The organism is Streptomyces flavofungini (assembly GCF_041028215.1).
Taxonomy (GTDB): Bacteria; Actinomycetota; Actinomycetes; order Streptomycetales; family Streptomycetaceae; genus Streptomyces; species Streptomyces flavofungini_B.
The window spans coordinates 1-11,605 of the sequence record NZ_JASKYR010000165.1; the positions used below are offsets into that span (position 1 = coordinate 1).

The 11,605-nt window shown below is 70.2% G+C and carries 10 protein-coding genes and 1 pseudogene; all 11 read left to right on the top strand.

Going from position 1 to position 11,605, the window contains the following annotated elements:
* Nucleotides 1-65 precede the first annotated feature (65 nt).
* The 11 genes and pseudogenes from AB8Z36_RS14035 (at nucleotide 66) to AB8Z36_RS14085 (ending at nucleotide 11,323) form a co-directional block, all read left to right on the top strand.
* A complete protein-coding gene (locus tag AB8Z36_RS14035; protein WP_369213608.1) occupies nucleotides 66-1,325 on the top strand; it encodes an MFS transporter in 1,260 nt (419 codons plus the stop codon).
* A gap of 9 nt (nucleotides 1,326-1,334) precedes the next feature.
* On the top strand, nucleotides 1,335-2,696 hold the full coding sequence (pafA, locus tag AB8Z36_RS14040; protein ID WP_055567245.1) for a Pup--protein ligase: 1,362 nt from the start codon (nucleotides 1,335-1,337) through the stop codon (nucleotides 2,694-2,696).
* A 170-nt stretch (nucleotides 2,697-2,866) separates the two neighbouring features.
* A complete protein-coding gene (locus tag AB8Z36_RS14045; protein ID WP_369213609.1) occupies nucleotides 2,867-3,865 on the top strand; it encodes an FKBP-type peptidyl-prolyl cis-trans isomerase in 999 nt (332 codons plus the stop codon).
* Between the two features lie 58 nt (nucleotides 3,866-3,923).
* A complete protein-coding gene (locus AB8Z36_RS14050; protein ID WP_369213610.1) occupies nucleotides 3,924-4,298 on the top strand; it encodes an FKBP-type peptidyl-prolyl cis-trans isomerase in 375 nt (124 codons plus the stop codon).
* A 153-nt stretch (nucleotides 4,299-4,451) separates the two neighbouring features.
* A complete protein-coding gene (locus tag AB8Z36_RS14055) occupies nucleotides 4,452-5,405 on the top strand; it encodes a helix-turn-helix transcriptional regulator (protein ID WP_369213611.1) in 954 nt (317 codons plus the stop codon).
* A 16-nt stretch (nucleotides 5,406-5,421) separates the two neighbouring features.
* Nucleotides 5,422-6,487 (top strand): annotated as a pseudogene (locus AB8Z36_RS14060) (helix-turn-helix transcriptional regulator).
* Between the two features lie 11 nt (nucleotides 6,488-6,498).
* The gene (locus tag AB8Z36_RS14065; protein WP_369213615.1) at nucleotides 6,499-6,762 is read left to right on the top strand and encodes a hypothetical protein; all 264 of its coding nucleotides are present in this window, start codon (nucleotides 6,499-6,501) and stop codon (nucleotides 6,760-6,762) included.
* A gap of 9 nt (nucleotides 6,763-6,771) precedes the next feature.
* A complete protein-coding gene (locus AB8Z36_RS14070) occupies nucleotides 6,772-6,969 on the top strand; it encodes a hypothetical protein (RefSeq protein WP_369213612.1) in 198 nt (65 codons plus the stop codon).
* Nucleotides 6,970-7,174: 205 nt separating this feature from the next.
* A complete protein-coding gene (gene tatA, locus AB8Z36_RS14075) occupies nucleotides 7,175-7,456 on the top strand; it encodes a Sec-independent protein translocase subunit TatA (protein ID WP_369213613.1) in 282 nt (93 codons plus the stop codon).
* Nucleotides 7,457-7,548: 92 nt separating this feature from the next.
* Entirely contained in the window at nucleotides 7,549-8,445 is an 897-nt protein-coding gene (gene tatC, locus AB8Z36_RS14080; protein WP_369213616.1) for a twin-arginine translocase subunit TatC, read from the top strand.
* 67 nt (nucleotides 8,446-8,512) lie between these two features.
* On the top strand, nucleotides 8,513-11,323 hold the full coding sequence (locus AB8Z36_RS14085) for a DEAD/DEAH box helicase (RefSeq protein ID WP_369213614.1): 2,811 nt from the start codon (nucleotides 8,513-8,515) through the stop codon (nucleotides 11,321-11,323).
* Nucleotides 11,324-11,605: the final 282 nt, after the last annotated feature.

An 11,605-nucleotide genomic window follows, 5' to 3' on the forward strand; every position in this document is an offset into this window, starting at 1 on the left:
CGTATGKCACTCGACGTTATACGTAAAACCTCGGCCGTGGCGGCGCGGGGGAAGGGCAGGCGGGCATGGCGGCGGGATACGCGGAGATCCTCAGGACGCGGTACGCGACACGGCTGCTCGCCGGGACGCTGGTGGGCCGGCTGCCCAACGCCACGGCCGCGATCGCGATCGTGCTGTTCATCCGCGCCGAGGGCGGCAGCTACAGCCTCGCGGGCGGGCTCGCCGCCGTGTACGGCGTGGCCAACGCCGTGGGGCAGCCGCTGCTCGGGCGCCTCGTCGACCTGCACGGCCAGGCGCGCGTGCAGCTCCCCGCCGCCCTGCTCTCCGCGCTCGCCATGGCGCTCTTCGCCTTCACCGGGCCCGACCGCCTCGCCGCGGCCTACGTCGCGGTGGCCGCCGCGGGTCTCTTCACACCGCCGCTCGAAGGCGGCCTGCGGGCCCTGTGGCCGAGCGTCCTCGGCAAGGAGGAGCAGGTCCACACCGCGTACGCGATGGACGCCATCGCCCAGGAGGTGATGTTCACCGTCGGGCCGTTGCTCGTGACCGGATGCGTGGCCCTCTGGTCGGAGGGGGCCGCCCTGCTCGTCGTCAACGCCGTCGGCGTCCTGGGCGCCCTCTCCGTAGTGCTGTCCCGGCCCTCACGCGCGTGGCGCTCGGCGCCCCGTGAGGCGCACTGGCTCGGGGCGCTGCGCTCACCCGGGCTCCTCGCACTCCTCGGCGCGTTCCTCTTCATCGGCATGGCGCTCGGCTCCATCACCGTCGCCGCGGTGTCCTACGCGGACGAGCACGGCGGCGACGCGGTCTACGGCTGGCTGATGGCGGCGCTCGGCCTCGGCGCGCTGGTCGGCGGCTCGGTGTACGGCGCCCGGCGGTGGCGGGGCCTCCCGGAGCGGCGGCTCAGCGTCCTTGTGGCCCTCCTCGCGGTCTGCTACGTGCCGTTGACGCTGGTGCCGGGCGTGCCCTCCATGACCGCGCTCACCGCGCTCGCGGGCGTCTTCCTCGCTCCCGCGATCGCCTGCGCCTTCATCATCGTGGACCGGCACGCGCCACGGGGCACGGTCACGGAGGCGTTCTCGTGGCTCGTCACGACGTTCACGGTCGGGGCCTCCCTCGGCACGGCGGCCGCGGGGCCCGTCGTCGAGTGGGGCGGCACGGCGGGCGGATTCGCGGTGCCCGGACTCGCGGGCGGAGCCGCCCTCCTGGTTTTGCTGGCCACCGCGCGGGTATTGGTGAAGCCCGGTGAAACGGAGGTCGTTGCGGGTTCATCGGAAAATGATCGAAACGGTGCCGTCGAACCCGGTTTCAGTGCCGGGCATCAGGCGTAATGTTCAGTCATGGACCGCCGCATTTTCGGGCTGGAGAACGAGTACGGCGTCACGTGCACGTTCAGGGGACAGCGCCGGCTGTCGCCTGACGAGGTGGCGCGCTACCTCTTCCGCCGTGTCGTGTCATGGGGCCGCAGCAGCAACGTCTTTCTGCGGAACGGCGCCCGCCTCTATCTTGACGTGGGATCACATCCGGAATACGCGACACCCGAATGTGACAACGTGACCGAGCTGGTCACCCACGACAAAGCCGGCGAGCGCATTCTGGAAGGCTTGCTCGTCGACGCAGAACGTCGCCTTCACGAGGAGGGAATCGCGGGCGACGTCTATCTCTTCAAGAACAACACAGACTCGGCGGGAAACTCCTACGGCTGCCACGAGAACTACCTGGTGGCCCGGCACGGGGAGTTCTCGCGGCTCGCGGACATCCTCATCCCCTTCCTCGTCACCCGCCAGCTTCTGTGCGGGGCGGGCAAGGTGCTGCAGACTCCGCGCGGCGCCGTGTACTGCGTGAGCCAGCGCGCCGAGCACATCTGGGAGGGGGTGTCCTCCGCGACCACCCGCTCCCGGCCGATCATCAACACCCGCGACGAGCCGCACGCGGACGCCGAGCGCTACCGCAGGCTGCACGTCATCGTCGGTGACTCGAACATGTCCGAGACGACCATGCTCCTCAAGGTCGGCGCCACCGACCTGGTGCTGCGCATGATCGAGGCGGGCACCGTCATGCGCGACCTCACCCTGGAGAACCCGATCCGGGCCATCCGCGAGGTCAGCCACGACATCACGGGCCGCCGCAAGGTGCGCCTGGCCAGCGGCCGCGAGGCCTCCGCCCTGGAGGTGCAGCGCGAGTACTACGAGAAGGCGGTGGACTTCGTCGACCGCCGCGGCATCCGCACCGGCACCGTCGAGCAGGTGCTCGAACTGTGGGGGCGCACGCTCGACGCCATCGAGTCCGAGGACCTCGACCGCATCGGCACCGAGATCGACTGGGTCATGAAGTACAAGCTCATCGAGCGGTACCGCGCCAAGAACAACATGACCATGTCGCATCCGCGGGTCGCCCAGATAGACCTCGCCTACCACGACATCCACCGCCGCAGGGGGCTCTACTACCTCCTGGAGAAGAAGGGGCAAGCCGCCCGCATCTGCAACGACTTGAAGATCTTCGAGGGCAAGTCGGTGCCCCCGCAGACCACCCGCGCGCGGCTGCGCGGCGACTTCATCCGGCGCGCCCAGGAGCAGCGCCGCGACTTCACGGTCGACTGGGTGCACCTCAAGCTCAACGACCAGGCACAGCGCACGGTGTTGTGCAAGGACCCCTTCCGGTCGGTCGACGACCGGGTGGAGAAGCTGATCGCCGGGATGTGACCCCGGGCGTGCCGGGAGGTGATCCGGCCCGCCGCGGGTGACCCCGGTGCAGTCAGTGGCGTTGCGGGAACGCAACGCGGGCGCCGTACGTTCCTCGTACGGCGCCCTTCTCACGCCGTAGAGTTGCGCGCACGCCAACCCACAAGATCAACCGATACGAGGCTCCCACCGTGCGCCGACGCTCTCTCCTCCTTGCCGTCCCGGCCGGCCTGCTCACGCTCGCAGGCTGTGGTGACGACAAGCCCGACAAGGCCAAGTCCAAGACCAGCGACGCCCCGACCAACTCTCCGTCGGCCGCGCCGAAGGCGAAGATCGTGGACGGCCCGGTGCCCGAGATCACCAAGGGCGACAAGTTCGGCCAGAAGCCGACCGTCGCCAAGGGCTCCGGCAAGCCGTCGTCCGACCTCGCCGTCAAGACCCTGATCGAGGGCAAGGGCAAGGAGGTCGCCAAGGGCGACTACCTCCAGGCGCACTACCTCGGCCAGATCTGGGCCACGGCCAAGGTCTTCGACAACTCCTACGACCGGGGCAACCCCACGGTCTTCCCGATCGGCGTCGGCCAGGTCATCCCGGGCTGGGACCAGGGCCTCGTCGGCAAGAAGCTCGACAGCCGCGTCGAGCTCGCCATCCCGCCGGAGCAGGGCTATGGCAAGGAGGGGAACAAGCAGGCGGGCATCAAGGGCTCCGACACCCTGGTGTTCGTCGTCGACCTCGTGGACACCTTCAACGCCAAGAGCTCCGCCAAGGGCAAGGAAGTCGCGCAGTCCAACAAGGACCTGCCCAAGGTCGGCACCAACACCGACGGCAAGGCCCCCTCGATCGACATCCCGAAGACCGACGCGCCCGGCAAGCTCGTCTCCTCGTACATCCTGGAGGGCGACGGCGACGTGATCAAGGAGACCGACAGCCTCCTGTGCCAGTACAAGGGCGTCATCTGGGAGGACGGCAAGGAGTTCGACTCCTCGTACAAGCGCAAGCAGCTCGCCCAGTTCCAGCTCGCGCAGGTCGTCAAGGGCTGGGCGCAGGGCCTGACCGGCAAGAAGATCGGCAGCCGCGTCCTGATCGTCATCCCCCCGAAGCTGGGCTATGGCGACCAGCCGCCGCAGGGCAGCTCCATCAAGAAGGACTCCACCCTCGTCTTCACCGTGGACATCCTCGCGAAGTCGTGAGCCCCCGGAGATGTAAGACTGTCCGCGCTGACTTTCCGTATCAAGCAGGAGCATTTTCGTGAGCATTGACAAGCCCGAGGTCGACTTCCCCGTCGGCGAGCCGCCGACCGAGCTGAAGATCAAGGACATCTGGGAGGGCGACGGCGCGGTCGCCAAGGCGGGCGACTTCGTCAAGGTGCACTACGTGGGCGTCGCCTTCAGCACGGGCGAGGAGTTCGACGCGAGCTGGAACCGCGGCAACCCGCTGGAGTTCCAGCTCGGTGCCGGCCAGGTCATCTCCGGCTGGGACCAGGGCGTGCAGGGCATGAAGGTCGGTGGCAGGCGCGAGCTGACCATCCCGGCCCACCTGGCGTACGGCGACCGCGGCGCCGGTGGCGGCCGCATCGCCCCGGGCGAGACGCTGATCTTCGTCTGCGACCTCGTCGCGGTCTGAGACCCGTCCGCCGAGGGCCCATGCCGGACAGGCATGGGCCCTCGGCTTTTGCCACGACACCCCGGGGCGGTACGGTCATCGGTCGGAAGCATTGTGTGCTCGTAGGCGTTATGTGTTCGAGAAACGTGTGTGTAAGGCCGAGAAAGGGCGTCGATGGCCATTGCCAAGGCCGAGCGGCTGATGAATCTGGCGCTGTGCCTGCTCGGGACGCGTCGGCCGCTCAGCAAGCGTGAGCTGCGCGAGTCCATCGAGGCCTACCTCGAAGCGGGCTCGGACGACTCCTTCAACCGGATGTTCGAGCGCGACAAGGACGACCTGCGCGAGCTCGGCCTGGTCATCGAGACCGTGGAGAACCTCGACGGAGACGTCGGCTATCTGGCGCGCCGCGACAGCAACCGCCTGCCGCCCATCACCCTGGACGCCGAGGAGGCCGCCGCGCTCGGCCTCGCCGCCAAGGTCTGGCAGCAGGCCCGCCTCGCCGGAGCCGCGAGCGGCGCCCTGCAGAAGCTGCGCGCCGCCGGTCTGCCCGAGGAACTCGACCCGTACGGGGCGCACAGCGCCCTGGAGCCCCGCATCCCGGCCCACGAGGCGTCCTTCGAGCCGCTGATGCTTGCCTGCCGCGACCGCAGGCCCGTCGTCTTCGACTACCGCAAGGCCACCGCCGCCCGCCCCGAGCAGCGGCACGTGGAGCCGTGGGCCCTGGAGTGCTGGCGCGGCCACTGGTACCTCGCGGGCTGGGACCGCGACCGGGGCGCCGAGCGCGTCTTCCGGCTCTCGCGGATCACCGGCAAGGTCCGCGCCCGCGCGGGCAAGTACACCGCCGACGTCCCGGACGTCGTCACCGTCCGGGAGACCGTGGCGGGCTGGGCGGGGGAGTCCGCCGACCGCACGGCCCGCATCAGGCTGCGCGCGGGCGCCGGATATCCGCTGCGGGCCAAGGCGGGCTCGGTGCGGGAAGCGGGCGACGGCTGGGACGAGCTGGAGATTCCCTACGGCCACGGCCTCGACGCCTGGCTGGTGGAGTTCGGGCCCGATGTGGTGGTCCTCGACCCCGCCGAGCTGCGGGCCGATGTAGTGGACCGGCTGCGCGCCGTGGCCAAGGGCTGAGGGGGACGAAGGACCAATGGCCTCGAACGCCATCGACCAGACGCGACGGATGCTGTCCCTGGTGACCTATCTGCGCGAGCGCCCCGGCGCGCACGTGGAGGACGTCGCCCGCGCCTTCGGCATCACCCCGGACGAACTGATCTCCGACCTCGATGTGCTGCCCCTGTGCGGCACCAGCTTCCGCGGCGGCGACCTGCTCGACATCGACACCGACGGCGACCGCATCTGGTGGCACAACCCCGACGACGTCGCCGCCCCCTTGCGCCTGGCCGCCGACGAGGCGACCGCGCTGCTCGCTGGCCGCCCGCGCGGTGGCCACCCTGCCGGGGCTGCGCGAGAGCGACCGCCTCGCGCTGCTGCGCGCCACCGCCAAGCTGGAGACCGCGGCGGGCGAGACGGCGGGCGCCAGCGCCCGGCTCTCGGTGACCTTCGAGTCCGAGGGCGGCGTCTTCGCCGATGTCGACCGGGCCATCTCCGAGCGCCGCAGGCTCTGGATCCGCTACTACTCACCGGCCCGCGACGAGCTGACCGAGCGCGAGATCGACCCGATCCGTCTGGTCAGCGTCGGTCACACCTACGTGGAGGCGTGGTGCCGCCGCTCCGAGGCGCGCCGCACCTTCCGCCTGGACCGCGTCGCCGAGATCAAGATCCTCGACGAGCCGTCCGCGCCGCCCGAGGTCGAGCTCCGCGACCTGTCCGAGGCGCTCGTGCAGCCCGCGGCGGAGGACCCCGAGGTCGTCGTCGAGGTCGGCCCCGGCGGCCGCTGGGTCGCGGAGTACTACCCGCACGACAGTGCGGAGGAGCTGCCCGACGGCGGCCTGCGGATCACCCTGCGCACCCCCGACCCCGCGTCCCTGCGCAGACTCGCGCTGCGGCTCGGCGGCGACGGGCGGATCGTCTCTCCCGTACAGCTCGCGGAGAGCGCCCGGCAGGCGGCGCGCGAGGCGCTCGCGGCCTATGACGGGCCGCCCGCCGCGGAGCGGGAACCCGTGCTCACCGAAGCGCACGACGCGGCGCCGGGCGGGGCCTACGATGAGCAGCCGTACGCGCAGGCATATGAACGGCAGGAGCAAGGGCGTTGAGCACACCGACCATGTCCGGGCTGCCGGGAGTGCCGGCCCAGGCCGGGCCCGCCCGGCCCGTCTTCTTCACGGCCGCCTGCCCCGACTGCCGCGCCCGCTTCGAGCTCTCCGCGGGCGCGCTGCGCCTGGTGATCGGCGCCAGCGACCGCACCACCTTCTACTCCTTCACCTGCCCCGAGTGCGGCGCCTCGGTGCGCAAGCCCGCGGGTGAGCGCATCGTCGAACTGCTCACCGGCGGCGGGGTGCGGACCCTGCGTCTGCACTCGACCGTCTAGGCTCGGCGCATGTTCTGGGCGATGCTCGCGATCGCGGCGGGCTTCTTGGGCCTCGCCGTCCTCGGCGTACTTGCGGTGAAGGTGTTCGTGGAGGCGCGGCGGCTCGCGCAGCAGGTGAGCCGGACCACACAGCAGATCAATCAGGCGGCCGAGGATCTGGAGAAGGCCGCGGCGGCCGTGGCGCGTGCGGGGCAAGGGGCTCTTTAGCTCCGCGGCCTGTCACCCGCCCGAGGCGGGCGGGTACGCTGCGATGACGGCCCGGAATCGAGGCGGGGGGCCGTACTCGGAGTATGCGCGGGGATTGCCGAGCGTTTACCCCGGGGGGTTACGATCGCTGCCAGCGGCGAGATCGGATGTATGTCCGGTCCACGCGCACCAGACTCCTGTCGCCTCGGTGAAGAAGGTATTAGCTATGGGTAGGCTCGGCCCCACCGAGATCATTCTCATCCTCGTCATTGTCGTCCTGCTGTTCGGCGCCAAGAAGCTGCCCGACATGGCGCGCTCCCTCGGCAAGTCGGCCCGCATCCTCAAGAGCGAGGCCAAGGCGATGAAGTCCGAGAGCAAGACCGACGAAGCCGCCCCGGCCGACCCGCCGAGCGACCCCCTCCAGAAGCGCACGATCCAGGCTGCCCCCGGCGACGTGACCAGCTCCCGCCCGGTCGCCGAGCCGACCGACCGTACGACGCAGCGCTGATCCAAGGCCGGCGCAGGCCGGTCTGCCGCACGAGATGAGGACGTGGGTTGCTCAAGTCTGCCCGCAAGAAGGAGAAGGACCCCGAGGGGCGGATGCCCCTCGCGGAGCATCTGCGCGAGCTCCGCAACCGGCTCGCCAAGGGCATGCTGGCGATCACGATCGTCGCGATCGCGGCCGCCTTCTACAGCGAGGAGCTGATGAAGTTCCTCGCTTCTCCCGTGCCGCGCTGCCCTGACGGCGGTCTGCAGAGCAAGGGCGGCGAGTGCGCCGTCGTCGCCTACACCGACCTTCTGTCGCCCTTCACCACCACGGTGAAGGTGAGCGTCATGGCCGGTGTCATCATCGCCAGCCCGGTCTGGCTCTACCAGCTGTGGGCCTTCATCGCGCCCGGGCTGCACAAGAACGAGCGCAAGTACACGTACGCCTTCGTGGCCGCCGCCGTGCCGCTGTTCGCGGGCGGCGCCTGGCTCGCGTACGTGATCATGCCCATCAGCATGCGCGTGCTCCTCGGGATCACCCCCGACGGCTCGGCGAACATCCTGCCGATGGACAAGATCCTGGACTTCACGGTCCGCATGGTGCTGGTCTTCGGCACCGCCTTCGAGCTCCCGCTGCTGCTGATCATGCTCAACCTCACCGGCATGGTGACGGGCAAGCGCATGGCCGGGTGGTGGCGCGGTGTCGTCATGGGCGTGTTCATCTTCGGCGCGGTCGCGACGCCGACCACCGACCCGTTCGGCATGATCGCCCTCGCGGGCCCGATCGTCGTCCTGTACTTCATCGCCGTCGGCTTCTCGCTCCTGAACGACAAGCGGCGCGCCCGCAGGGACCCCGACGCCGAGCTGGACGACGACGAGGCGTCCGAGCTCGACCTCACGCCCGAGGACATCGGGGACATGGAGGCCGTCTCCGCGCCCAAGGCGCTCCCCGAGCAGGCGGGCACCGGCCGGGCCGACCACCGGGTGAACGGTTTCGACGACGTGACGTGACGTGCAGGGGTCCTCTCCGGATATTGATCGTCCGTTGTCAGTGGTGGCCGGTAGTCTCGAAAGCACGATGACAGAGGACCTCTCACCGGCCGAGCGGTATGCGGCGGCGCGCAAGCGCGCTGTCGAGCAGGCCACCGCACTCGCGTCCTTCCGCGAGATGTACGAATTCGGCCTCGACCCCTTCCAGATCGAGGCCTGCAAGGCGCTGGAGGCCGGCAAGGGCGTGCTCGTGGCCGCCCCCACCGGCTCGGGCAAGACGATCGTCGGCGAGTTCGCCGTGCACCTCGCCCTGGGCCAGGGCAAGAAGTGTTTCTACACCACGCCCATCAAGGCGCTCTCCAACCAGAAGTACGCCGACCTCGCGAAGAGGTACGGCGCGGACAAGGTCGGCCTGCTCACCGGCGACAACAGCGTGAACGCCGACGCCCCGGTGGTCGTCATGACCACCGAGGTCCTGCGGAACATGCTGTACGCGGGCTCGCAGGCGCTGGTGAACCTCGGCTATGTGGTCATGGACGAGGTGCACTACCTCTCCGACCGCTTCCGCGGCGCGGTCTGGGAAGAGGTGATCATCCACCTCCAGGAGTCCGTCACCCTCGTCTCCCTCTCGGCCACGGTGTCGAACGCGGAGGAGTTCGGCGACTGGCTCGACACCGTGCGCGGCGACACCGAGGTGATCGTCTCCGAGCACCGGCCCGTGCCGCTCTTCCAGCACGTGCTCGCCGGGCGCCGGATGTACGACCTCTTCGAGGAGGGCGAGGGCCGCAAGAAGGCGGTCAACCCCGACCTGACGCGGATGGCCCGCCTGGAGTCCAGCCGGTCGTACAACCCGCGTGACCGCCGCAAGGGCAAGATGGTCCGCGAGGCCGACCGCGAGCGCGAGCGCAGACAGCGCTCCCGGGTCTGGACGCCGGGGCGCCCCGAGGTCATCGAGCGGCTGGACTCCGAGGGCCTGCTGCCCGCGATCACGTTCATCTTCAGCCGCGCGGCCTGCGAGGCCGCGGTCCAGCAGTGCCTGTACGCGGGCCTGCGGCTGAACGACGAGGAGGCGAGGGCCAGGGTCCGGGCGATCGTCGAGGAGCGCACGGCCTCGATCCCGCACGAGGACCTGCACGTCCTCGGCTACTACGAGTGGCTGGAGGGCCTGGAGCGCGGCATCGCGGCGCACCACGCGGGCATGCTGCCGACCTTCAAGGAGGTCGTGGAGGAGCTGTTCGTGCGGGGCCTTGTGAAGGCCGTCTTCGCCACCGAGACCCTCGCCCTCGGGATCAACATGCCCGCGCGCAGCGTGGTGCTCGAAAAGCTGGTGAAGTGGAACGGCGAACAGCACGCCGACATCACCCCCGGCGAGTACACCCAGCTCACCGGCCGGGCCGGGCGGCGGGGCATCGACGTCGAGGGCCACGCGGTGGTGCTCTGGCAGCGCGCCATGAACCCCGAGCACCTGGCGGGCCTCGCGGGCACGCGCACGTACCCCCTGCGCTCCAGCTTCAAGCCGTCGTACAACATGGCGGTCAACCTCGTGGAGCAGTTCGGCCGGCACCGCTCGCGCGAACTGCTCGAAACGTCCTTCGCACAGTTCCAGGCCGACAAGTCGGTCGTCGGCATCTCGCGCCAGGTCCAGAAGAACGAGGAGGGCCTTGAGGGCTACAAGGCCTCCATGACCTGCCACCTCGGCGACTTCGACGAGTACGCGCGGCTCCGCCGCGAGCTGAAGGACCGCGAGAACGAACTGGCCAAGCAGGGCGCGGTCCAGCGCAGGGCCGCGGCCGCCGCCTCCCTGGAGAAGCTCAAGCCGGGCGACGTCATCCACGTGCCCACGGGGAAGTACGCGGGCCTCGCGCTCGTCCTCGACCCCGGACTGCCCGCGGGCCGGGCCAACGGCCACCGCGGCTTCGATCACGTCGACGGTCCGCGTCCGCTGGTGCTCACCGCCGAGCGGCAGGTCAAGCGGCTCGCCTCGATGGACTTCCCGGTGCCGGTCGAGGCGCTGGAGCGGATGCGCATCCCGAAGTCGTTCAACGCCCGCTCGCCGCAGTCCCGCCGCGATCTGGCCTCGGCGCTGCGCACCAAGGCCGGGCACATCGTCCCCGAGCGGCACCGCAAGAACCGCGCGGCGGCCGCCGACGACCAGCAGATCGTGCGGCTGCGCGCGGAGCTGCGCGCGCACCCCTGCCACGGCTGCGACGAGCGCGAGGACCACGCCCGCTGGGCCGAGCGGTACCACCGCCTCAAGCGCGACACCTCCCAGCTGGAGCGCCGGATCGAGGGCCGGACGAACACCATCGCCCGTACCTTCGACCGCATCGTCGCCCTGCTCAGCGAGCTCGACTATCTGCGGGGCGACGAGGTCACCGAGCACGGCAAGCGCCTCGCCCGGCTCTATGGCGAGCTGGACCTGCTGGCGAGCGAGTGCCTGCGCGCCGGGGTCTGGGAGGGGCTGAGCCCCGCCGAACTGGCCGCGTGCGTCTCGGCGTTGGTCTTCGAGGCGCGGGTCGGCGACGACGCGCTCGCGCCCAAGGTGCCCTCCGGCCCCGCGAAGGCGGCGCTCGGCGAGATGGTGCGGATCTGGGGCAGGCTCGACGCCCTGGAGGAAGAGTTCAAGATCAGTCAGACCGAGGGGGTCGGCCAGCGCGAGCCGGACCTCGGCTTCGCCTGGGCCGCCTTCATGTGGGCCAACGGCAAGGGCCTCGACGAGGTGCTGCGCGAGGCGGAGATGCCCGCGGGCGACTTCGTACGCTGGTGCAAGCAGGTCATCGACGTCCTCGGCCAGATCGCCGCGGCGGCCCCGCGCGAGGGCGGTTCGGTCGCGAGGAACGCCCGCAAGGCGGTCGAGCTGCTGCTGCGCGGAGTCGTGGCGTACAGCTCCGTCGGCTGAGCCGGTAGCTGCTGGCCGGTAGCCGAAGCCCGCCGGGGCGCCCTGATCCAGGGGGCGCCCCGGCGGGCTTCGTCGTGTCCGGGGGCGGGAGCGAGGGCATCCGGTGGCATTACTCCACGTGTTCGAATGATTGCCACGCGTGCAAATGGGGCGAGTGTATGCCGTCGTCGCACCCGTCGCAGAGGGTTGCCGAATATGACTCGGTGCTGATTTCGGCGGACTAAGCTCGCCCGGAGCGCGGCGAGTTCACATGAGTTGTGGCATATTCGCGCGCTTGTTCCC

What these genes read in the sequence shown, in the direction of transcription:
- AB8Z36_RS14035 (WP_369213608.1), top strand. Translation starts at nt 66, where the DNA reads ATGGCGGCGGGATACGCGGAGATCCTCAGGACGCGGTACGCGACACGG.
- pafA (WP_055567245.1), top strand. Translation starts at nt 1,335, where the DNA reads ATGGACCGCCGCATTTTCGGGCTGGAGAACGAGTACGGCGTCACGTGC.
- AB8Z36_RS14055 (WP_369213611.1), top strand. Translation starts at nt 4,452, where the DNA reads ATGGCCATTGCCAAGGCCGAGCGGCTGATGAATCTGGCGCTGTGCCTG.
- AB8Z36_RS14065 (WP_369213615.1), top strand. Translation starts at nt 6,499, where the DNA reads ATGTCCGGGCTGCCGGGAGTGCCGGCCCAGGCCGGGCCCGCCCGGCCC.
- AB8Z36_RS14070 (WP_369213612.1), top strand. Translation starts at nt 6,772, where the DNA reads ATGTTCTGGGCGATGCTCGCGATCGCGGCGGGCTTCTTGGGCCTCGCC.
- tatA (WP_369213613.1), top strand. Translation starts at nt 7,175, where the DNA reads ATGGGTAGGCTCGGCCCCACCGAGATCATTCTCATCCTCGTCATTGTC.
- tatC (WP_369213616.1), top strand. Translation starts at nt 7,549, where the DNA reads ATGCCCCTCGCGGAGCATCTGCGCGAGCTCCGCAACCGGCTCGCCAAG.
- AB8Z36_RS14085 (WP_369213614.1), top strand. Translation starts at nt 8,513, where the DNA reads ATGACAGAGGACCTCTCACCGGCCGAGCGGTATGCGGCGGCGCGCAAG.